The organism is Prochlorococcus sp. MIT2302 (assembly GCF_059772385.1).
This window is the reverse complement of record NZ_CM186285.1, coordinates 1,874,246-1,895,384: the sequence shown is the minus strand read 5'-3', so window position 1 is coordinate 1,895,384 and position 21,139 is coordinate 1,874,246. Positions and strand designations below refer to the sequence as shown.

The following is a 21,139-nucleotide window of genomic DNA, read 5'->3' as shown; positions in this document are numbered from 1 at the left end:
ATTGAAAAATTTAATTAATTAATTTAGGGTCTATTTCAGATAAGTAACGCTCCTCGCAGGATTTAATAATCTGAACTGCTTTTTCTACATCAAAGAAACCATTTACAGTACAAGTTCCAGGTTTTTTTAGATCCTTATAATGCTCCCAATAATAAGTTGTTTCTTTGATCCAATGCTTCCCTAATTGTTCAAAGCTTTTTATGTGATCCATCCTCTTGTCATCAGCTATTACACCAATTACTTTGTCGTCAACTTCACCCCCATCATCAAAGGTCATAATGCCTATTATCCTTGCCTCAACAATTGAACCTGGGATCAACGGTTCAGTAACACCAACAATTTCAATATCTAATGGGTCACCATCTTCATCCCATGTCCTTGGGAGACATCCATAAGCAAAAGGATAGGCTAGGGACGAATATCCAACTCTATCAAGCTTTAAATGCCCAGTTTCAGTAATAAGTTCGTATTTATTTATGGTATTTGAATTTAATTCAACAATTGTATTGACTCTAAGTTCAGATTCATTGGCAAACGCAGGTAATACATGAAGCAGATTAGGCATTGATCTGCTAGGTGCTTGGTCAAGGTTAGCCATAGTATTTATTTATGTTCCTACATCGTAAATCAAAGAAGTAAATGTAAATGTGGTTCTGGTACATAATTTAGAAAAGTTTCAACAAAAAAATATGCAAAACTAAATTTTTATTTTATTCAGAGATTTTAGAAAGCTTTTCAAGTTTATTGTCTAAGTATTCAAGAAAATAATTTGGCGATAATGTCGTTCCTGAGACCTTTTCTACAAGTTCCTCGGAATCCAAACTTCTCCCATGATGATGAACATTTCTGCGAAGCCAATCCAATATTTTACTGATTTCCTTAGATGCAATTATATTTTCAATTTTTCCTAAATCTTCCTCCAGAGTTTTTGTTAGCTGAGCGCTAATAAGATGACCCAGCAAATAAGAAGGAAAATAACCAAACATCCCTTCACTCCAGTGAACATCTTGCAAGCATCCCTCAGTATCATTTTCAGGCGAAACACCTAAAAGGTTCCTATACCTTTTATTCCATTCATTGGGCAGGTCCTCTACAGAAAGCCCTCTCTCGAGAAGATCAATTTCCAAGTCAGTCCTAATCATTATGTGCAACCCATAACTAAGCTCATCTGCCTCTACTCGATTCAACCCTGGAATAAATGGATTTAGATTGATCCATAAATCATTCCCAGAGTGAATTGGAGCACCTGCATTCTCAAAATGATGCCAAAAAGACTTTGCAAATGAAAAGCTCCTAGCAATTCTATTTTCCCAAAATAAAGATTGACTCTCATGAACACCCATAGAGGTTGCTTGACCTAAAGGCCATGCAAACCATTGGTGACTTTGCGATGGTAACCCTTGTTCATACAGAGAATGTCCCCACTCATGTGCGGTAGCCAATAAGCAAGAAAGTGGCTGACCTTTAACTATTCGCGTCGTAATTCGATAATCATCTGGGCCCAAAGTTATAGAGAATGGATGAGGCGACTTGGCTATAGCTGTATTAGAAGGATCCCTAGACCAATCATTTAAAAGTATCTGACAGAGCTTTTCTTGATCGCTAATTGCTAAATCCCATTTCTTACTTTTTTTACTTGTTATTGTCGCAGCCTTCTGAATCAATTCGGGCAATCTTTTTTTTAAAGGTTCAAATAGTTCGCTTACACGATTAATCGTTAAGTTCGGTTCAAAAGGTTGGGCAAGTGTCTCCCAGCAACTTCTTTCTTCACCGAGCTGATTGGATTGTTCTGTTCGTAATAAAATTAATTTCTTGAGAGCTGGAGAAAAGCTTTTGAAATCATTATTTTTCTTGGCTTCCTGCCAAAACATATAACCTTCAGACTTTGCTGTTGCGAGCTCAACAACCAACTTCGGATCCAAACTTTTTTGTCTATTGAAATCTTGCTCAAGCAATTCAATATTTCTAAACCGATCTGTAATTTGTTGTGAATCAAAATCGTCTTTTTCTTTTAAATTTTGAAGTTCGAATTTTGCTTCTTTTATTAAAAGTTCGAACTGTTCAGAACTTTGTCTTGCATGAAGTTGCTTAGCCAAAAGACTTAATTGCTCTCCTCTCCAGGTCGAGCCAGCAATAGGCATGGATGTATTTTGATCCCAATAGAGAGTGTTTTGTATGGATCCCAATAACTGCGTATCCTTTAGGTAATCACCCAAAAGCTGCCAAGCAGACTTTGACAAAGTATTCCATTTGATATTTATTTAATCCTAATATCAAATTGATGAAAACAGATCCGTATTTGGTCAATTTAAAATAATTTAAATCATAATTTCTGATTTAAATTATTTATTCATGATTTGAAGATAAAAAATATATCTTTTTTTAATCAGCTCGAATTCAAAATACTTTATACTTAATAGAAAAGAACAAACCTGATAATATTTCATATAGTTTGCTTATACAGTTTATTAGGAATGGAACAGATTTTATCAACATTAGATTTCGAGACGAATGGACAAGGATTCACTGACATCACACAAGACATTAATCATTGGATCCAATGTAAAAAGTTTCAAAAAGGAATACTTCTTATTTTTTTAAAGCATACAAGCTGTAGTTTAATTATAAATGAAAATGCGGATATTAATGTTCTCAAAGACCTATCAGCATACATGCAAGCTATTGTCCCAGAGGAGGGATTTTATCCAAATAACAGAACCAGTCAAAAAATAAAATATCTTCATTCAGAAGAGGGATTAGACGATATGCCTGCTCATATCAGAACAATGCTTACTTCAAATAATTTAAACTTCAGTGTTGTGAATGGTAAATTAGAAATAGGTTTATGGCAAGCAATCTATATTTGGGAACATAGAACATCAAATAAATCAAGATCATTACAATTGCATGCTATTGGTGATTTTGATTTAAATTAAAATTAAATAAAAAAAACTCATGGTTTCCTTATTAGAGAAAAATCAACTAGATTACTTTATAAAAAACAATCCTTCTTGGATAATATATAACAATACGATAAAGAAAGAATTTAATTTCGATAATTTTATAGATGCTTTTGGCTTTATGAGCAAGGTCGCTCTTTTATCTGAAAAGATGGATCATCACCCAGATTGGCAAAATACATATAATAAAGTTAAGATCAATCTAACTACTCACGATAAAGGCGGTATTACCATTAACGACATAAAGCTTGCTGAGTCTATTGATAAATTAATCACCCCCTAACGCATCATTAATTACTATTATTAAAATGAAAACAACTAAAACAGATGATAAAAACAATACAGTCTCAAAAACCAATATTCCGATTACAATTATATCAGGATTTTTAGGTTCAGGAAAAACAACTTTATTAAATCATATTCTTACTAATCAGCAAGGTATAAAAACAGCTGTTTTAGTTAATGAATTTGGTGAGATAGGAATTGATAATGAGTTAATAATTAAAACTGAAGAAGAAATGATAGAGCTAAATAATGGATGTATTTGTTGTTCTATAAACGGCGAGTTAGTAGAAGCAATAGAAAAGTTAATTAATGCCAACAAGAGCCTAGATTATATTATAATTGAAACTACAGGATTAGCAGATCCTCTTCCAGTTGCTATGACATTACTTGGAAGTGATTTAAGAGATCAAACAAGACTAGACTCTATTATAACTTTAATAGATGCTGAGAACTTTAATGATGTCGCTTTCGAAAGTTCCATAGGAAGATCCCAAGTAATTTATGGTGATATATTACTTCTTAACAAATGTGACTTAGTAAATAATAAAGACATAGAAAATACCATAGATAAGTTAAAAGAAATAAAGAATGATGTGAGGATTTTAAAAAGTATTAAAGGAAATATTCCTCTAAATCTATTATTAAGTGTAGGTCTATTCGAAACTGATCTTATAAATCAAGAAGAATCATATCATGAAAACTCTCATGAACATGAACATGGACATGGACATGGACATGGACATGGACATGGACATGGACATGTTCACTCAGAAGAAGATAATAAAATTGAAGATTTTCTTTCTGTTTGTTTTCAAACTAAAGAACCTTTATCTCTTAGAAAATTCCAATATTTTCTAGATAATCAATTAAAAAGTAATGTTTTTAGGGCTAAGGGTATACTTTGGTTCAGAGAAAGCGAAAGAAGACATGTCTTCCACCTCGCAGGCAAGAGAATTTCCATTGATGATAGTGATTGGGGAGAAGAAAGAAAGAATCAAATTGTCTTTATTGGTAAAAAATTAGACAAATTGAAAATGCTCTCTCAATTAAAGGCATGTATTGACAAATAATCAAAAAATACCAACTTAAAAAGATAAATTGAACAACATCAAATCCACTTTAAAAATCTTAAAAAAAGAGAAAGGCATAAACTTTATCTATAAACTAATCGGATTGAGAAATAGTCGCTATATATTAAAGTTCTTAGTAGTCCTATTAACATTTTTTGTTTTATTGCCGTTATTCACCCTCGCAGGAGAGGCTTTATACGGTATTAAAAAAGGATCTATCTATTTGACGATAAACAATATTAATGAAATTAAAGGAACACTATTATTATTGATTTTTTCTCTAACTCTAGGAGGATTTTTAGGAGTAACTAATGGTTGGATTTTAGCCAATTGCCATTTCAAAGGGCGAAAAATTCTTAGAATTTGCCAGCTAATTCCTTTCGCAACTCCAGCTTATCTTTTAGCCGCTACATTCATTGACCTCGGCAGCATAAATTCCATCAGAATAACCGGATTGTTTTGGGGGGTATTAATAATGGCATTCACAACCTATCCATATGTATTTCTACTATGTTCTGAAAGTTTTGAGAAAGGTGGTAGAAAACAAATTGAGGCATGCAGAACCCTTGGGATAGGTCCTTGGAAAAGTTTTTTTAGAGTATCTCTGCCAATAGCTCTTCCCTCAATCACTGCTGGGTTAGCTTTAATGGCGATGGAAATCATAAATGAATTAGGTGCCGTTCAACTTTTAAATATTCCAAGTATTTCTGCTGGAATACTTGAGAGCTGGGTAGAGGAGGGTGAGCCCTCAGGTGCCATTGCTCTTGCCTTATTTGCTCTGATTATAGTTTTTCTATTAGTTGCAATTGAACGTAAATCAAGAGAGAGAAGTAAGCGATGGACAGACGGAGTAAGTAATGGAGACTCACCAAAATGGGAATTAAAAGGCATGAATTTATTACTTGCTCAAGTTATAACCTTTACTCCTCCAATAATTACATTAGGTATTCCAATTACATGGGCAACAATAAATATTGATCAGATGAATCAGGGCTTCAATACAGATCTAATTGGATTAACTATTAGGAGCTTTAGCTTAGCCTTGGCTGTTTCACTAGTAACGATATTCATATCGTTGATTTTATCAATTTCTAAGAGATGGCATAATCAAAAATGGCTAAATATATTGACCTTTTTATCCAGTATTGGCTATGCAATCCCTGGCTCTGTTCTAGCTCTTGCTCTTCTTTCCTTTAAAGGAAGTATTTGGCAAATAAATATACTAAGCTTACTGATATGGGGTTATAGCATTAGATTCCTAGCTGTTTCTAAAGGTGGTCTTGATGCTGGTTTTGAGAGGATTTCACCAAATATAGATAATGCAGCAATAAATCTTGGGAAGAACTGGTCAGATGTCCTCCTCAAAATACATCTACCACTTCTTAAAGGACCAATGTTGGTGGGTATCCTTCTTGTCTTTGTGGACACCATAAAAGAATTGCCTTTAACTTTTATTTTAAGACCTTTCGATTTTGATACTCTTTCAGTACGAATATTCCAATATGCCGGTGATGAGAGAGTGGCAGAATCTATTTTACCTTCATTGATAATAATTTGCTTGGGATTAATAGCCTCTTTAGCCTTAATACCCAGTCTAAACAACAGAAATGATTAACTCAGATATTTAAACTTTAAATAATCTTTTAACAGGGTAAACTAAAGCTGCAAGTATATCAGAAATTGTTGAAACAAGGCGATAGCAAAGCAATGCAGCTATCAGAGGTGCTTCTGGCAAATGTGATGAGCCAAGGCTAAATAGAATTACAGATTCAAACACTCCTAAACCTCCCGGGGCTGCTGGGATTATAAGGCCAGTAATCCATGCAAAAGAAAAGTAAGATATTAATTCACCATAAGAAATAAATGTCCCAATAGAGAATGCATTTATACAACATAAGAAGCCCAGGAAGCGAAAAAGAACAAATATAGTCTCCACTAACATTGGCTTATAGGGATAAAAAATCTTTCTTGTATTATTTTGATTATTTTGTGCTAATTTTATATCTTTAATATTATCATTATTATTAAAAATTTTTGCCTTCATTAGCTTCAATTTTTTGACTACAAACTGTCTAAATGCAGGCAAAAAAATGAGAGTGGTTGACCAGCAAAGTATATAAATAGCAATATTAAAACCTCTAAAAGGTATAAAAATAAAGCCTGCAACTAGCATTAAAATTGGCTCTAATAAAATAGATTCAATTGATTTTTCTTTAGAAAGCTCTAAACGCAAGTTATGATATCTAGATACAAAATGCCATATTCCACCTGGCAAATATTTATATATGTTTGTAGCTAAAAATAATTTTATAATATTCAACTTATATATATTACAGCCAATATTATCGATTAAAAGCTTCCATGCATAAGCATTAATAATTAAACTTAAAAAGCTAAATAAAAGCCCCCATATTAGCCATAATATTTTTTGACTAGTAATTGTTAGATTAGATAAAGACTCGGAATTTCCATATATTGAATTCCCAAGAAATACAAAGCAAATAAATGTTACTAAAAGTTTAATATTAATTTTAGATAATATCCAAAATATAAAACTGTTTATTTCAAGTTGAACCTTTTTCAAATTAAGCATCAATTCGACTGATCATCTAACTCAAGAAATTCTGATAATTCTAAAAATAATCTTTGGCGAATCTCTTCTATACCAATTCCTGTATCCAAAGATATTTTAGTCAAATCATCATGTTCTATTTTTATTGAAGTCTTGGCATTTGGCCTCATAATTTGTTTAACATTAACTTCCCCAAATTTAGTTTTGTAGCACAGTTTTCGTCTTGGAAGTATCCAGCGACTAATCTTATTTTCTCTTATTCCAATTGTTGTACTATATTTAAACCAAACTTCCCTGATTAAAGTTTGATGTTTTGGGTAGATAATAGCTTTTATGCATATACCTTTTCTATTTTTTTTCATATCAACCGGATAACAAATCACATCTATAGCACCAGCAGCTCTTAATCTTCCTATTAAAATTGCAATATCTTCTGGGGTAGAGTCATCGATCCAAGCCTCCTGACAAATTATGGTCTCATATGCAGGCTTATCATTATTTTCTTTATAAGCCTGGTGCGAATCTATTAGCAGAACCCGTAAAAAATTAGGTCTAGAAAGATTTTTACTGCCTAAACCAATACCAATCTTTTTAATGATTATATTATCTGGGCATCCTAATTTATCTACAAAGGTTGCCATCAATGCAATACCAGTGGGTGTTGTTATTTCACCAAGATATTCATCGTCTAACAAAATCAACGGGATTTTGAATTGTTTAGCTATCTCTAAAACTGTTGGGACTGGAACTGGCAAAGGGCCATGCAAAGTAGATACAATTCCTTTCCCAGAAGGTGGACTTGAAAAATAAATATTGTCTGGTTTTAAAAAATCTATAGCCGAACATACATTAACAATATCAACGATGGAACAAATTGAACCTAGTTCGTGAAAATGAACATCTGTAATTTGATTCCCATGAACAATTCCTTCTGCCTCGGCAAGAATTTCGAAAACCCTAATAGATTTTCTTTTCACATAATCATTCAAATTTGAATCAAGAAGTAGGTTTTTAATATCATTAAAACTTCTAGATAATTCTTTAAATTCACTTTCATTTCTTATGCAGACAATTCCTCTAAATCCGTTACTATCTCCTTGATTAAATTTTAATTTATAATTTTTATCTATTTTTAAACTTGCTAAGTTATTCAAAAAAAGAGAGTACGGAACACCTAAATCTAATAATGCTGATGCAAGCATATCTCCAGATATTCCAAGACAACAATCAATAAAAATAGATTTCATTTATGAGTATATTTATACACGGAATACATTTTTATAAATCAAAAAACTAATTTTTGTTGTCAAGTCTTTTTCTATTTTTATTATCCATATTTTGTTGAAGAAGTGGAGCTATAATTTGAAAATCCTCAACCAAAAGTTGATAGTCAAAACGACGAACATCAAGGCTAATAAAATGTTTTAAATATTTGATAGGTACTTCACCTTTAAGATTGAGCTTAAAAGGAATAGCTTTCTTTTTTTGATTTCTTGGCTTTTGACGGATTTTTACCACTAAATCCTTATCTTCTGGCTTAGTAAAAACCAATTCTCCTCTGATTGAGAAGTAATCATCACCTTCCAATAAATCATCAGAATCAGCTTTAGAAATTGAAGCTTCATTCAATTCATCTTTCTCATTAAGTTCTTTTTTTAAAGTGCTTGGTTCCCAAATACCTGTGATTTGTAAATGAAGATTTTTATTATTCCTACATCTTGGATATACAACCCACAGGTGAGGTTTTTCTAGAGAGACATGATTACGGATCAACGTTATAACTCTTCCAAGCAGGACTGAATCTATTTCATTACCTTCAGTATCAATGAGATTACCACGAGTAAAATTGTCATCATCTTGGGGCTTGTAAATACCTCTAACAATTCCAATTGCTCTGTATTGCAATGGATCAGTGACCAAGGGGATTGGGTGGTTCTGCATCTATTTAATAAATTGCCCATTAATGACCATTCTTAAATTTACCAAAATCCCTACAAATACTATTCTAATTTTATTCATTTGGGACATTTTCATAATGTGACTGATCAAATGCCTTCAGAGCTTCATCGAGTGCATCAGATGGAGTTGTTGCATCATCCATAGCCTCTGATTGCTTTAGACGATTCATCAAATCGAATGGATCGATAGGCAAACCTTGATCAATTTGACTTTCTGCATCAAAAGTATTGTAAATATTTCTTTTCTCATCGATTGAATAATTTTTTACTTCTGAAATTTTTGTAATTTTTAAAGAGGAAATAACTCGCCCGGCAGTAATTAAAATTGGTGTTAAGAAAACGAAGGTCAAAAATAATTGACGATGAATAATACTTCGAGTTTGATTCAAAACTTAACTTTGGTCTAAATTTACATGATAATAACTTAAGTAATAGAAATTTTAAGTCTTGCTTATCGCAACATGGAATGTAAATTCTATTCGTTCAAGAATAGATCATGTAAAAGAGTGGCTCATCAAAAACAACGTTGACATTCTTTGTTTACAAGAAACAAAAACAGAAGATCAATTTTTTCCAGTTGAAATTTTTTCAAATCTTGGATATGAGGTATCTATCTCTGGGCAAAAGTCTTATAATGGAGTAGCAATTATAAGTAAATTCCCGATTAGTGATGCACGGCTTGGTTTTGATACGGTAATTTCAGACTACAAAGATTTAGCTTTCCTAAGTCAGCAAAAAAGAATTATAAGCGCTGAAATAAATGATATTAGAATTATAAATGTATATGTTCCAAATGGATCATCATTAGATTCAGATAAATTTATTTATAAAGAAAAATGGATAAAAGGATTACATGCTTACCTTAGAAAAATAAATTTAAGTCATACACCTATATGTTTATTAGGAGACTTTAATATTGCTCCTGAAGATAAAGATATACACACACCAAGTAATTTTGAGGAATCAATTATGGCTTCTTCTAAAGAGAGAAAATTACTTAAAGATGCTTTAGGAGAAGAATTAGAAGATGTTTTTAGAATTTTTGAGCCCGGAGGAAAAAATTGGTCTTGGTGGGATTATCGCCATTCAGCCTGGGAAAGAGACAAAGGTTGGCGAATCGATCATATTTACTTAACAGAAGATATTCTTAGTTGTGCCAATAGTTGCTGGATAGATAAAGAACCAAGATCCAGAGAGAAGCCAAGTGACCATGCACCTGTAGTTGTCGATATCAGCTGGCCTCCAACAGAAATTGAAAATGAATTTTTCTTTTAAAAAAATTAGATTATTTTCTATTTTCATATCATCACAGAATTAACAAATCAAATATTTACAATTCGCAAAAAAATATTTTTTTCAAAGGGCATCGCCTCTTAAGAAGTCAGTCTGCAACTTGTTTTTAGGATCAAGCTCAACAAGAAAAATAACTCCTTAAAAGATTAAAAAAAAATAACCAGATGCTGAACAGATTCAAAAATTTAGACGAATCAGTCACTTTTAGGCCATTATGGCGGACTGTGTTTATGAGCTCATTAGCTGAGGTGCTGTGACAGACGCGTTGAACACAAAAAGATCTGAAGAAATTTTTGGCTCTGCCAAAAATTTAATGCCTGGTGGAGTCAGTTCACCTGTAAGAGCTTTCAAATCTGTTGAAGGGGATCCAATCGTTTTTGATCGAGTTAAAGGTCCCTATGCTTGGGATGTTGATGGAAACAGATACATCGACTATGTGGGTAGCTGGGGCCCAGCTATTTGTGGCCATGCTCATCCTGAGGTGATTGCGGCCCTTCAAGAAACACTGGAAAAAGGAACTAGCTTTGGCGCACCTTGTGTTCTTGAAAACCAACTCGCTGAAATGGTTATAGATGCCGTACCAAGCGTTGAAATGGTCCGCTTTGTAAATAGTGGCACGGAAGCATGTATGGCTGTTCTTCGTTTAATGAGGGCCTTCACCGGAAGAGATAAAGTTATCAAATTTGAGGGTTGCTATCACGGACATGCAGACATGTTTTTAGTGAAGGCAGGCTCAGGTGTAGCAACACTCGGTCTACCAGACTCACCGGGTGTCCCAAGAAGTACTACTGCTAATACTCTTACTGCTCCTTATAACGATCTTGAAGCAGTAAAAGAACTATTTGCTGAAAACCCTGATGCAATATCTGGAGTCATACTGGAGCCAGTTGTAGGGAATGCAGGCTTCATAACACCTGAACCAGGATTCTTAGAAGGATTGAGAGAGGTAACTCAAGAGAACGGGGCTCTTTTAGTTTTTGATGAAGTAATGACTGGTTTTCGAATCAGCTACGGAGGAGCACAGGAGCGTTTTGGAGTTACTCCTGATTTAACAACTATGGGCAAAGTAATCGGAGGAGGTCTTCCAGTAGGCGCTTATGGGGGACGCAAAGAAATCATGTCTATGGTTTCCCCTTCTGGTCCGATGTATCAAGCAGGTACTTTAAGCGGAAATCCTCTTGCCATGACAGCAGGTATTAAAACTCTTGAACTGCTCAAACAAGAAGGAACATACGAAAAATTAGAAGCCATTACAAAAAAACTTTTGGATGGAATCCTCACTGCTGCAAAAGAATCAAATATTCCAATTCATGGTCAGAGCATTAGCGCTATGTTTGGTTTTTATCTATGTGAAGGCCCTGTTCGGAACTTTGAGGAAGCTAAATCTGCTGATACTGAACGATTCGGTAAAATTCATAGAATGATGCTTGAGAAGGGTTTTTATTTAGCTCCAAGTGCATTTGAAGCTGGATTTACATCATTAGCTCACTCTGAAGATGATATAAACGCGACAATAAAAGCTTTTCAAGAAAGTTTTTCTGAAATCTAATAAAAAAAGTCCAATTAAAGGGATCTTTAATTGGACTTTTTTTATTAGGTTCTAATTACTATCTATTTTTTCCTCCTACAATAACTGGAACATTTCCTGAAGTACTGCCAGGCAAAGATGGAACAACTTGTGTCTCACCATTCCATTTATCTAAAAATAGTTTAAAAAGAACTTGATCATCAAGACTTTTATTTAATGTGTCATACCTGAGAGCTTCTTGCTCAGCGATTTTCACCTCAGTTTGAGCTCTCAATAGTTTTTGCTCAGCAATTTGTTTTTCTTCAATTGCTGCTCGATACTCATCTGCAATTGTTAAACCCGTTAAATCAAGAGATTGGACATCTACATAGTCAAACTTATTAAGCTCTTCCGCCACAGTTTTTTCTACTAATTCTGAGATATCACTCCAGGAACTTGCAATAGTTACTAATTCATACTTTGAGAAAACTGACTTAAGTGCTTTCAAAAGTGATGGTTGGATAATCCTATTGTAAATCTCTCTATCGTTGTAAGAAATTGTTTTGAATACTCTTCCAGCTTCGCTAGGTTTTAAAGCATACTTCACAGTTGCAGTTGCAGAAATAACCTGCAAGTCTTTAGTTAATGAATCAAACTTCTCAGGTCTAACCTGAGTCTGAACATTAAAAGGATAAGTATTTTGGACAAAAGGTACTTTGAAATTCAGACCAGGCTTACGAGATCCGCCACTCACTTTTCCTAATGTTGTCACAACTGAAACCTGCCCAGCAGGAACAACAAAAAATGATTGAGTAAGAAGTAAAAAGCCAGTAAAGGAGAGGACTAGTAGAAGAGTTGTTGTGCCACCAGGTCCATTCGGAGTCACATTACGAAATGGAGTTGTCATAAAAAAACTTGTCTATAGTGATTTTATGTTGATTTAGAGAATATTGTGAAGTTTGTTAGATAGAAAAAATAATCAACTTATTGTTTTAATTGATCAAGAAGAGTTCTTGTATGAATAAAAGCTCCATTTTCTTTACTTAAATCATCTCTTTTGCTGTTCTTAAAACCTCCAAATAAAGTTCTTCATCAATCTCTCTAATATCATATTCTGTAGGCATCATCCCGTGCTTATGTTCATGAACAATCATCCAACATGATCTTTCCAATTCTTTTTTTGACATGCCAGAAAATTCAAGTGATTTCTTAGCAAGTTTTTGTATAGTTTTTTCCATACCGAAGAATCATAAAAATCAAAGTTTTAATTTATCATTTTACTATCTATAATTTTCAAATTGAAGAGCTATTTCCAGATCCTCTTCCTGTTTCTTGAGTAAATTAATTGCGGTTTGCAAATCATCCTTATTTTTACCAGTTATTCTCAAACTTTCTCCTTGTATTGAAGCAGAAACTTTCTTTATATTATCTCGAACTAACTTACTTAGTCTCTTTGCAATTTCTTGAGACAATCCTCTTCTTAATAGAACATTTTGCGATACCATATTTCCACCAATTATTTCAATCTTTTGGAAATCGAAAATTTTTAATGATAAATTTCTTTTCGTAGCCTTCTGCAATAAAATATCCTTTACAGATTGAATCGTCATCTCACTAATAGAAACAATAGATAATTCATTTTCTTTAAGATCTATCTTAGTCTTTGAATCTTTAAGATCATATCTTTGATCGACTTCTCTTCTCAATTGATCAATAGCATTTACTAATTCCTGGTGATCAAATTCTGAGACTACATCAAAAGAATAAGAAGAAGGCATAAAACTTCAATTTGTTACCACCATTTTATTATCTAAAAGAGATATTGCTTGTAAATATATTTAAAAGATATTTTGAAGGCTTAAAAAATAACTATAAATAAATCATTATCTTTGATTTTAAATTAATCAAAAAACATAAGGCTGACAATCTTTCCCATATCTTCAGCACTATGACAACTACTCAATAATGTTTCACTGTCATGAAATGCGAAACAAATCAATTGATCACATCTATTAATGATTTCTTGATTACAAAGACTACTTGCCATTGGCAAAGGTAAATCATTATTTTCTTCTTTTTCTATTAAATGTAAAACGCTCCTAAGAAGATCCTTTACCTCTGCAGTCTGCCTATCGAGAGATTGAGGCAATAGAACAGTTAAGAGAGAGGGGTTAATATCTAAAACGGCTCTAATTACTGCCGCATTGACCCCTTGTGAACCTGATGTAATTATCGAATGTCCCTCCTGAGCCAAAGACCGTGCTATTAATTCGACTATGTGAATCGAAACAACTGGCACATGCCTACTCCCTAAAAAAGCAATCCTTCTTTTTCCCTCGTTTTTTAGCAAGGCCAATTCCTGAGCGAGAGTATCAACTCGTCCCAATGCAGGAAGATCGAGTGATCGACTCAAGGACATCCTAATTCAGATAATTTAAAGGTAGCACTATTCATGAAGTCAAAAAGAAATTCCTAAAGTTTTAAAGATTCGATCAAGGTCACAATGTTCTTGAACTAACCGAAAAGCATAAGTAGCTTTGACTGTTTCATGAAGACGAACATGACCAAATGCTTGCTCAATAACTTCAACTGTTGAGAGTGTATCTCTATCAACTTTTAGCAATGGAACATCTAACTCTTCGGATCTATTGATTAATTGTGGTAGTGGTTCACCAGCACCTGTCAAAATCAGACATTGAGTAGAGGCTTCCAAAGCTGCTAATTGGATATCCGTTCGATCAGCGCCAGTAACTACTGCCATATTACGCCTTCTTCGAAAAAATTCCATTGCCGAATTAACACTCATCGCACCTATGCTCAATGTTTCTACCATCAACTCAAGCCTGTCAGAGCAACAAACAACCCGAGCATTTAAACGTCTCACCAATTCTTCAACAGTGACACTCCTCAACAAAGGGGACCTAGGCATTACCCCAAAAACATCTAAACCTAGTGACTTAAGCGATGGAACTACATTATCTTTGATATCTTTAATTTGATCAGGGTTAACAGCATTTAAGATAACTCCACTTAAATAATCACCAAGTTGATTTTTAGCCTCCAACAAAGCTTCAACACTTCTACTATCTTGCCAAAAATGAGCGAGTATAACTTTAGCATTTAAACCTTTTGCAAGTTGACTGAGACTTAATCCATACAAGAGACCCTCATGCAAACTCCCTGCGGCCTCAAGAATATTAATATTATCACTAGAAGAATCGAGAGATAGCTTTAACTTATCAAATTCAATTCCAGGGTCTAAGCTCTTTGATTGAATTCTTTTACTAGCAGTGGAGGCACCCAAAAATTGAATCGAGGGAATTAAATTTTCGACAGACAGTTTTAAAGTCTCTCCAACAAACCTAACGTCATCATCAATCATCTCTTGAATGTCTCCTCCTTCAGAGACATTCAACTCAAGACTTGTCGCTAAGGGTTTACCAAATCTAACCAAATGATTTGAAGCGATTAAATTTCTTGCTATGCCAAGAACTAAGGCTGATTTACCACTAAATGGTTCACATGATCCAATTAGAAAGGTCTTGCTCATTAATTAAAGACCTGATGTGAGATTAATATCTTTATAAGTTTAGGCTTTTTGAGAAAGTTCTCAACACTTAATCTGAATAAAATTCTCATCAGACAAAAACTCTCCATCAACTCGTAATTTTTCGCAAGAGATACAATCAATACAACTCGATGAAAAGACTTGTACAAAAGCTCAAGGTTTAAGGGTTTGAAGATTGCCATAACTGGGGCAAATGGGAGTCTTGGCAGGTCTCTAATTGAAGAGCTGAAAGCACAAGGGGCGTATGTTGTTGGCTTAACTCATAACAAAAAAAACCATGAAAAATCTTTCAGGAAGAGACCAAACGAATGGATTTACTGGTCTTGCGGTAAAGAAGAAATACTTTCAAAAAGTCTTGCTAATATTGATATCTTGATACTTAATCATGGATTTAATCCAAAAGGAATGATTGATTCAAATGAAATAAATAAAGCCATAGAAATAAATTCACTCAGTCATTGGAGATTAATCGAAATATTTGAGGATTTAGCAATATCAAACACTGATTTAAATAAGTTCACTTCAAAGGAAATATGGGTAAACACATCAGAAGCAGAGATCCAAATAGCATTCAGTCCAGCATATGAAATAACAAAGCGTCTAATTGGCGAACTTGTAAGCCTAAAGAAAAGTAAATTATTAATGGAAAAAAGGTCTCAATTTATAATCAGGAAATTAATACTAGGTCCTTTTAAATCAAAATTAAATCCACAAGGAATTTTGAGTCCTGAATTTGTAGCAAAAAAAATAATTCAGAAAGCAGAAAAAGATAATTATTTAATCATAGTATCTCCCAATCCCATAACCTATTTATTAATGCCATTTGTTGAATTAATTAGAATATTGTATTCAAGATTTACAAAAAAAATATACTCCTAATGATTTCTTTCGAAGATAATCAATCTCCTCTATCAGTAAGTATTTCAAAACCGTTTTCCGTAACCAATACAGTATGCTCCCACTGAGCAGATAGATTCCCATCTTTAGTAATTACAGTCCAGCCATCTCGAAGGGTCTTACAGTATTTCGACCCAAAATTGATTATGGGTTCTACTGCAATAGTCATACCTTTTCTTAGACTGACATTTGGCAAATCATTAGTTCTAAAATTAAATACCGAAGGTTCTTCATGAAGATTCCTACCTACACCGTGACCTGTATAATCTTCAACAACACTGAAACCATTAGCTTTAACATAATCTTCAATCGCTCCTGCAATATCAAGAAGCTTATTTTGTGGTTTAATTTGTTTTATTCCAATTATCAAAGCTTCTTTAGCCACTCTACTTAGTTCAACTGCTTCGTCTGAAACATTTCCTACACAAATAGTTATACAACTATCTCCATGGTAACCATTATAAAAAGCGCCTGTATCTACTTTTAGCAAATCTCCATCATTAATAATTTTCTTCTTACTTGGTATTCCATGAACAACCTCGTTGTTTACGCTTGAACATATGCTACCTGGGAAGCCATGGTATCCTTTAAAACTTGGCGTGGCACCAAGATCTCTTATTCGTTTTTCCGCATATTTATCTAGATCTAAGGTAGACATTCCTGGTTTAACCAAATCTCTAATTTCACTTAGTACAGTTGCAACTATTTTGCTAGATTTACGCATAATTTCTATCTCTCTTGAAGACTTAATTTCAACTCCTCTCCTTTGTTTAATAACAGGACCATTATTGACAGGTATTTTTGAATTTGATGATGAAAGGAGATCAGAGAAAAGCTTCATTGTTTAAAGAAAAAGTAAAAACCACAAAAATTGACTTTTATTAACAAATTAATAATACGTAAATTATCAAATGGATAGGGACATTTTCATTAGAAAAATTCTTTTCTTTAATAAAATTTCTATATTAAACGAAAGGTTGAAAGACTCATTTTTTTTCTTTAACGATCAATCAATGGCTTAATAAATGCCAAATACGAAAATAATAAGAAGATTTGGATTAAAGAACCAATACATCAAAAATTTTAAATTTGAGAAACAAGCGGTTACAATATGAGTCCGGCCAAATCAAGAGTAATTGGTGATGTCAGTTGATTCTAAAGAACCCTCTACCGAAGAGGTACAAGTTGAAGTTGAATCAAGTACTCCAAAAGATTCTGGAGTAAAAAATGCTTCTGAAACAAAGCCTAAAGGAAAGAAAATTTCAATTAAGACTCTTTCTCCTGCAGCAATAATTAAAGCTTTTGAAGAAGAACAACAAACTAAAGATCTCCCCGATATTTATGTTGGTGATACTGTTCGTGTTGGAGTCCGCATAAGTGAAGGTAATAAAGAAAGAGTTCAGCCCTATGAAGGTGTTGTAATAGCAAAGCGACATGGCGGAATTCATCAAACAATCACAGTAAGACGCATTTTTCAAGGAATAGGCGTTGAAAGAATTTTTCTGGTTCACAGTCCTCAAGTTGCATCCATTAAGGTTGAACGCCGAGGTAAAGTAAGAAGAGCGAAGCTTTTCTATCTGCGTGAGCGAGTGGGCAAAGCCACACGCGTAAAGCAGCGCTTCGACCGCTGAGGTCTCGGCCTCCTCAATCAAAAGTCATTGGTTAACAATGACTTAAAGGGTATAGACAATGCGCCGTTAGTTCAGTTGGTAGAACGCAGGTCTCCAAAACCTGATGTCGGGGGTTCAAGTCCTCCACGGCGCGTTCGAAAACCCTTTTTGCAGTTACTTTTTTAAAGAATGGAGTTGGATCTTCAACCTGGCGATGTCGTAAAAGTTCTCGAGTCAGCCGCATTAGGCTGGGTCAGGGCTCGAGTTATTCGTGTAAAATCAGGTGGCCGTGTAGTAGTGCAAAGCGACCAAGGACGCGAGTTCACAGCTCGTGGTAATCAAGTTAGGCTGATAGAGCCTGCTGGTTTCCGTCCTTAAAAAATCATCTGATTTTTGGTTTTATTTCACTAGCGTCTTTCTCTTCAAAGGGATCTCGCTACATGAAAAATCATCTAAAAATAGTTCGAAAGTCAACAATATTAATCGTTGGTTGACTAGATGGCATTTATAGGATGATACTCTTTGGGTCAATAAAAAGGATTTCATTTGAAAGAAAGAATCCTTTTTAAAGCCTAAAACTGGGACCGTAGTTCAACTGGTTAGAGCACCGCCCTGTCACGGCGGAAGTTGCGGGTTCGAATCCCGTCGGTCCCGTATTTAAATCGAATTAGAGCATTGACAGTTAGGGTAAGACTGGCACCAAGTCCAACAGGAACACTTCATCTAGGAACGGCTAGAACAGCACTTTTTAATTGGCTATTTGCAAAAAAAAAAGGTGGCTCTTTTCTACTGAGAATAGAAGACACTGATACAGAAAGATCTAAAGAGGAATATATAAAAAATATCTATGAAGGTCTCCAATGGCTAGGGATAAACTGGGATGAATCCCCAACCATTCAAAGTGAGAGAATAAAAGAACATAAACAAATCATAGAGACTCTTCTCAATAAGGGGGTTGCCTATAAGTGTTACGCCTCAGAAGAGGAACTAGATGAAATGAGAGAATCTCAAAGGAGAAGTGGTTTAGCTCCTAAATACGATAATAGGCACAGAAATTTAACTCCAGAGCAAGAATCAAGATACATAGACGAGGGAAGAAAACCCGTTATCAGATTCAAAATCAATGATCAAAAATTAATTTCATGGAATGACTTAATTAGAGGTGAAATGACTTGGAGTGGTAAAGATTTAGGCGGTGACATGGTAATTGCGAGAAGAGCACCAGCAGATTTAATTGGTGACCCTTTGTACAATTTAGTTGTTGTAGCTGATGATTCAGCAATGAACATTTCCCATGTAATAAGGGGAGAAGATCATCTTGCGAATACAGCAAAGCAAATTCTTCTTTACGAAGCTCTAGATCTCAAAATTCCAATTTTCGCTCATACTCCTTTAATTCTTAATTCTGAAGGTAAAAAACTTTCAAAAAGAGATGGGGTTACTTCAATCTCTGAATTCAAGAAAATGGGTTACACATCTGAAGCAATGGCAAACTACATGACTCTTCTTGGCTGGTCTGTTCCAGAGGGGATTAATGAGAGATTCAAAATCTCAGAAATCTCAGAAATTTTCAGTTTTAAAAAGGTTAATAAAGCCTCAGCAAAATTCGATTGGGATAAATTGAACTGGCTAAACTCCCAAGTAATCCATGAAATGCCAGCCGAAACACTATTAGAAAATTTAAATCCTTTATTTAAAAAGAATGGATGGCACATCCCAAGTCAAGAATGGGGAATTCATCTCGTAGATTTAATTGGACCATCTATGGTTCTCATAAATGATGGAGTTGATCAAGCTAAACCTTTTTTTGAAGAGCCCAAATTAAATAATGACGGGAAGAAGCAATTGGAACTAAAAGAAGCAAAGGTAATTTTAAAGTTTGTTGTAGAAAAACTTGAAAGTTTAAATGCTTCACTAACTACCAAAGATGAAGCTCTTTCTTTAATCAATCAAGCTTCAAAAAGCTGCTCAGTGAAGAAAGGACTTGTGATGAAAAGTCTTCGAGCAGCACTTTTTGGAACTCTTAATGGGCCTGATTTAATTCAAAGCTGGGTTCTACTCTCAAGATTCAGTAAAGATAGAACCCGAATTAGTCGCTTCATTTAAATCTTTATCTTCATCTAATAAACCCAACATTTTTGCTAACGGTTGAGCTGTTAAACCTTGTATGCCAACTGTCATTAATATTGTCAAAAACACTAATCCCTGAAGTTTTCCAGCCCCTAAAACACCTGCCTGCTCCAATCTAATGGAAAACAAAGAAGCAACTGCTGCAGTAACTATTCCACGGGGAGCCAGCCAACCAAGAAACAATCTTTGTTTATTATCAAGAGGTAATCCATAGGTCGCTATCCATACAGCAATTGGTCTAACTACAATCATCAAAAAAAGCACGCAAGTGATACCTCCCCATCCCAAAGGGCTCAATTCCCCCCATGAGACATCTGCTGCCAACAAAGGGAAAAGCATAGTAATTGCTAACTGAGCTAATTCTCTAATTAATTTATCAAGTTCATTCGCCTCTGTAGAGGGCCTTTGTCCCACAACAAATCCTGCTGCAACAGATGCAGGCAATCCTGATTCAGGTAATAACCATTCGCATACTCCATAAAGCAAGAAGATGACACCAAGAGTTAGTTGCAACCTGATCCCGATATATGGTTCAGATCGTAAGCGTTTTAATCCCTCTGAAAGCAAAAGACCTGCAATTGATCCAAATAAAACTCCTCCTCCAAGCCTTGAAAGCAATCCAAAGAGTAGCTCTCTCCAGCCATGCAAATCACCAACAACAAGCTCTAACAACAAAAGTGCAAGCACTGCTCCAATAGGCTCGAGTATCAACCCTTCAGCTTCCAGAACATCACTTAGTGGTGATGAAAGTCGAATTTGTCGAACTAATGGAGTTACAACTGTTGGTCCGGTAGCAAGAACAATTGCACTGTAAACACCTGCTACTGACCAGCCAAGTCCAGAAAACCAATGAGCAGCAAAGAAGCCCGCTGCTAATGAAATGATTAATCTTATTGAAGAAATTCTTAAAACTATTGACTTGATAGCACCTCCAGGAAATCGAAGGTTTAAACCACCATCAAATAAAACAAGGCTTACTAGTAAACCTACTATTGTCTCCAAACCCTTTCCAAGATCTAATGGTTCAACTAATCCAAGACCTGATCTCCCTATCAACAAGCCAGATAGCAATAACAAAACAACCCCAGGAAGACCTGTTATGACTGATAACAGTCTTGCTCCAGCCCCAGAAAAAACTGTGATCCCCCAGAGTAAGCCAAGCCTCTCAGGAGTCATAAATAACTAGCAATGAAGGCATAAGAGGGTATCCATTAAATCTGCCTAAAAAAATAAATAAGTTAATAAGATAGTTTTAATTACATATTCTTCTACAATAGCAACACTTTGAA

23 protein-coding genes and 2 tRNA genes are annotated in these 21,139 nt (G+C 34.5%); 12 read left to right on the top strand and 13 right to left on the bottom strand.

Annotated features, from left to right (window positions below; translation table 11 throughout):
* Window positions 1–10: 10 nt before the first annotated feature.
* On the bottom strand, window positions 11–598 hold the full coding sequence (locus AC6EI2_RS10935) for an inorganic diphosphatase (protein ID WP_498462338.1): 588 nt from the start codon (window positions 596–598) through the stop codon (window positions 11–13).
* 112 nt (window positions 599–710) lie between these two features.
* The gene (locus tag AC6EI2_RS10930; RefSeq protein ID WP_498462337.1) at window positions 711–2,240 is read right to left on the bottom strand and encodes a carboxypeptidase M32; all 1,530 of its coding nucleotides are present in this window, start codon (window positions 2,238–2,240) and stop codon (window positions 711–713) included.
* A 234-nt stretch (window positions 2,241–2,474) separates the two neighbouring features.
* On the opposite strand from AC6EI2_RS10930, the gene AC6EI2_RS10925 reads away from it, so the two are divergent.
* The 4 genes from AC6EI2_RS10925 to AC6EI2_RS10910 are packed head-to-tail and all read left to right on the top strand — an operon-like array spanning window position 2,475 to window position 5,930.
* Window positions 2,475–2,936 carry a secondary thiamine-phosphate synthase enzyme YjbQ gene (locus AC6EI2_RS10925; RefSeq protein ID WP_498462336.1) on the top strand — a complete coding sequence of 154 codons (462 nt, stop codon included), beginning with the start codon at window positions 2,475–2,477 and terminating at the stop codon, window positions 2,934–2,936.
* A gap of 19 nt (window positions 2,937–2,955) precedes the next feature.
* Complete coding sequence (locus AC6EI2_RS10920) at window positions 2,956–3,243, top strand: 4a-hydroxytetrahydrobiopterin dehydratase (RefSeq protein ID WP_498462335.1); 288 nt, start codon at window positions 2,956–2,958, stop codon at window positions 3,241–3,243.
* Window positions 3,244–3,268: 25 nt separating this feature from the next.
* Window positions 3,269–4,315, top strand: coding sequence for a CobW family GTP-binding protein (locus tag AC6EI2_RS10915; protein WP_498462334.1), 1,047 nt, complete (start codon window positions 3,269–3,271; stop codon window positions 4,313–4,315).
* A gap of 55 nt (window positions 4,316–4,370) precedes the next feature.
* Complete coding sequence (locus AC6EI2_RS10910; protein ID WP_498463494.1) at window positions 4,371–5,930, top strand: ABC transporter permease; 1,560 nt, start codon at window positions 4,371–4,373, stop codon at window positions 5,928–5,930.
* 9 nt (window positions 5,931–5,939) lie between these two features.
* Here the strand turns inward: AC6EI2_RS10910 and AC6EI2_RS10905 are convergent, their stop codons facing one another.
* The 4 genes from AC6EI2_RS10905 to AC6EI2_RS10890 form a co-directional block, all read right to left on the bottom strand.
* A complete protein-coding gene (locus AC6EI2_RS10905) occupies window positions 5,940–6,908 on the bottom strand; it encodes a lysylphosphatidylglycerol synthase transmembrane domain-containing protein (RefSeq protein WP_498462333.1) in 969 nt (322 codons plus the stop codon).
* Window positions 6,908–8,134 (bottom strand): nickel pincer cofactor biosynthesis protein LarC, encoded by a 1,227-nt coding sequence (gene larC / locus AC6EI2_RS10900; RefSeq protein WP_498462332.1) that lies wholly within the window; start codon window positions 8,132–8,134, stop codon window positions 6,908–6,910. Before larC ends, AC6EI2_RS10905 begins: the two co-directional genes overlap by 1 nt.
* Before the next feature lie 46 nt (window positions 8,135–8,180).
* Window positions 8,181–8,828, bottom strand: a complete 648-nt coding sequence (gene patR / locus AC6EI2_RS10895) for a heterocyst master regulator PatR (protein WP_498462331.1) — start codon at window positions 8,826–8,828, stop codon at window positions 8,181–8,183.
* 70 nt (window positions 8,829–8,898) lie between these two features.
* Complete coding sequence (locus AC6EI2_RS10890; protein ID WP_498462330.1) at window positions 8,899–9,234, bottom strand: hypothetical protein; 336 nt, start codon at window positions 9,232–9,234, stop codon at window positions 8,899–8,901.
* Between the two features lie 58 nt (window positions 9,235–9,292).
* Here AC6EI2_RS10890 and xth point away from each other — a divergent pair, with 58 nt between their 5' ends.
* Both xth and hemL read left to right on the top strand, forming a co-directional pair.
* Complete coding sequence (gene xth, locus AC6EI2_RS10885) at window positions 9,293–10,120, top strand: exodeoxyribonuclease III (protein ID WP_498462329.1); 828 nt, start codon at window positions 9,293–9,295, stop codon at window positions 10,118–10,120.
* Window positions 10,121–10,451: 331 nt separating this feature from the next.
* Window positions 10,452–11,687, top strand: a complete 1,236-nt coding sequence (hemL, locus tag AC6EI2_RS10880; protein WP_498463493.1) for a glutamate-1-semialdehyde 2,1-aminomutase — start codon at window positions 10,452–10,454, stop codon at window positions 11,685–11,687.
* Between the two features lie 58 nt (window positions 11,688–11,745).
* Here the strand turns inward: hemL and AC6EI2_RS10875 are convergent, their stop codons facing one another.
* The 5 genes from AC6EI2_RS10875 to AC6EI2_RS10855 all read right to left on the bottom strand — a co-directional run bounded on the left by AC6EI2_RS10875 (window position 11,746) and on the right by AC6EI2_RS10855 (window position 15,195).
* A complete protein-coding gene (locus AC6EI2_RS10875) occupies window positions 11,746–12,552 on the bottom strand; it encodes a prohibitin family protein (RefSeq protein ID WP_498462328.1) in 807 nt (268 codons plus the stop codon).
* A gap of 136 nt (window positions 12,553–12,688) precedes the next feature.
* Window positions 12,689–12,883, bottom strand: coding sequence for a DUF8662 family protein (locus AC6EI2_RS10870; protein WP_498462327.1), 195 nt, complete (start codon window positions 12,881–12,883; stop codon window positions 12,689–12,691).
* Window positions 12,884–12,925: 42 nt separating this feature from the next.
* Entirely contained in the window at window positions 12,926–13,423 is a 498-nt protein-coding gene (locus AC6EI2_RS10865; RefSeq protein ID WP_498462326.1) for a YajQ family cyclic di-GMP-binding protein, read from the bottom strand.
* A gap of 122 nt (window positions 13,424–13,545) precedes the next feature.
* A complete protein-coding gene (locus tag AC6EI2_RS10860) occupies window positions 13,546–14,064 on the bottom strand; it encodes a DNA recombination-mediator protein A (protein WP_498462325.1) in 519 nt (172 codons plus the stop codon).
* 39 nt (window positions 14,065–14,103) lie between these two features.
* Window positions 14,104–15,195: a phosphotransacetylase family protein gene (locus AC6EI2_RS10855; RefSeq protein ID WP_498462324.1), complete on the bottom strand. Its 1,092-nt coding sequence runs from the start codon at window positions 15,193–15,195 to the stop codon at window positions 14,104–14,106.
* A 186-nt stretch (window positions 15,196–15,381) separates the two neighbouring features.
* Between AC6EI2_RS10855 and AC6EI2_RS10850 the strand changes: the two genes are divergently transcribed.
* Window positions 15,382–16,092 carry an SDR family oxidoreductase gene (locus AC6EI2_RS10850; protein ID WP_498462323.1) on the top strand — a complete coding sequence of 237 codons (711 nt, stop codon included), beginning with the start codon at window positions 15,382–15,384 and terminating at the stop codon, window positions 16,090–16,092.
* 19 nt (window positions 16,093–16,111) lie between these two features.
* Here AC6EI2_RS10850 and map read toward each other — a convergent pair whose 3' ends face one another.
* Entirely contained in the window at window positions 16,112–16,951 is an 840-nt protein-coding gene (gene map, locus AC6EI2_RS10845) for a type I methionyl aminopeptidase (protein ID WP_498462322.1), read from the bottom strand.
* A 301-nt stretch (window positions 16,952–17,252) separates the two neighbouring features.
* Here map and rplS point away from each other — a divergent pair, with 301 nt between their 5' ends.
* The 5 genes from rplS to gltX all read left to right on the top strand — a co-directional run bounded on the left by rplS (window position 17,253) and on the right by gltX (window position 19,826).
* Entirely contained in the window at window positions 17,253–17,741 is a 489-nt protein-coding gene (gene rplS, locus AC6EI2_RS10840) for a 50S ribosomal protein L19 (protein ID WP_498462321.1), read from the top strand.
* Window positions 17,742–17,801: 60 nt separating this feature from the next.
* A tRNA-Trp gene (locus AC6EI2_RS10835) sits at window positions 17,802–17,874 on the top strand.
* 35 nt (window positions 17,875–17,909) lie between these two features.
* Entirely contained in the window at window positions 17,910–18,098 is a 189-nt protein-coding gene (locus AC6EI2_RS10830; protein ID WP_006043540.1) for an SH3 domain-containing protein, read from the top strand.
* Between the two features lie 202 nt (window positions 18,099–18,300).
* Window positions 18,301–18,374 (top strand) — tRNA-Asp (locus tag AC6EI2_RS10825).
* Window positions 18,375–18,395: 21 nt separating this feature from the next.
* On the top strand, window positions 18,396–19,826 hold the full coding sequence (gene gltX / locus AC6EI2_RS10820) for a glutamate--tRNA ligase (RefSeq protein WP_498462320.1): 1,431 nt from the start codon (window positions 18,396–18,398) through the stop codon (window positions 19,824–19,826).
* On the opposite strand, the gene AC6EI2_RS10815 is transcribed toward gltX, so the two are convergent.
* Window positions 19,782–21,026, bottom strand: coding sequence for a cation:proton antiporter (locus AC6EI2_RS10815; RefSeq protein ID WP_498462319.1), 1,245 nt, complete (start codon window positions 21,024–21,026; stop codon window positions 19,782–19,784). The two genes, gltX and AC6EI2_RS10815, sit on opposite strands and share 45 nt — an antisense overlap.
* Window positions 21,027–21,139: the final 113 nt, after the last annotated feature.

Excerpts from the sequence above, each read along its gene's own strand:
- AC6EI2_RS10935 (WP_498462338.1), bottom strand. The coding sequence starts at position 598 with ATGGCTAACCTTGACCAAGCACCTAGCAGATCAATGCCTAATCTGCTT.
- AC6EI2_RS10925 (WP_498462336.1), top strand. The coding sequence starts at position 2,475 with ATGGAACAGATTTTATCAACATTAGATTTCGAGACGAATGGACAAGGA.
- AC6EI2_RS10920 (WP_498462335.1), top strand. The coding sequence starts at position 2,956 with ATGGTTTCCTTATTAGAGAAAAATCAACTAGATTACTTTATAAAAAAC.
- AC6EI2_RS10915 (WP_498462334.1), top strand. The coding sequence starts at position 3,269 with ATGAAAACAACTAAAACAGATGATAAAAACAATACAGTCTCAAAAACC.
- AC6EI2_RS10905 (WP_498462333.1), bottom strand. The coding sequence starts at position 6,908 with ATGCTTAATTTGAAAAAGGTTCAACTTGAAATAAACAGTTTTATATTT.
- larC (WP_498462332.1), bottom strand. The coding sequence starts at position 8,134 with ATGAAATCTATTTTTATTGATTGTTGTCTTGGAATATCTGGAGATATG.
- patR (WP_498462331.1), bottom strand. The coding sequence starts at position 8,828 with ATGCAGAACCACCCAATCCCCTTGGTCACTGATCCATTGCAATACAGA.
- hemL (WP_498463493.1), top strand. The coding sequence starts at position 10,452 with ATGCCTGGTGGAGTCAGTTCACCTGTAAGAGCTTTCAAATCTGTTGAA.
- AC6EI2_RS10875 (WP_498462328.1), bottom strand. The coding sequence starts at position 12,552 with ATGACAACTCCATTTCGTAATGTGACTCCGAATGGACCTGGTGGCACA.
- AC6EI2_RS10870 (WP_498462327.1), bottom strand. The coding sequence starts at position 12,883 with ATGGAAAAAACTATACAAAAACTTGCTAAGAAATCACTTGAATTTTCT.
- AC6EI2_RS10865 (WP_498462326.1), bottom strand. The coding sequence starts at position 13,423 with ATGCCTTCTTCTTATTCTTTTGATGTAGTCTCAGAATTTGATCACCAG.
- AC6EI2_RS10860 (WP_498462325.1), bottom strand. The coding sequence starts at position 14,064 with ATGTCCTTGAGTCGATCACTCGATCTTCCTGCATTGGGACGAGTTGAT.
- AC6EI2_RS10855 (WP_498462324.1), bottom strand. The coding sequence starts at position 15,195 with ATGAGCAAGACCTTTCTAATTGGATCATGTGAACCATTTAGTGGTAAA.
- map (WP_498462322.1), bottom strand. The coding sequence starts at position 16,951 with ATGAAGCTTTTCTCTGATCTCCTTTCATCATCAAATTCAAAAATACCT.
- rplS (WP_498462321.1), top strand. The coding sequence starts at position 17,253 with ATGTCAGTTGATTCTAAAGAACCCTCTACCGAAGAGGTACAAGTTGAA.
- AC6EI2_RS10830 (WP_006043540.1), top strand. The coding sequence starts at position 17,910 with ATGGAGTTGGATCTTCAACCTGGCGATGTCGTAAAAGTTCTCGAGTCA.
- AC6EI2_RS10815 (WP_498462319.1), bottom strand. The coding sequence starts at position 21,026 with ATGACTCCTGAGAGGCTTGGCTTACTCTGGGGGATCACAGTTTTTTCT.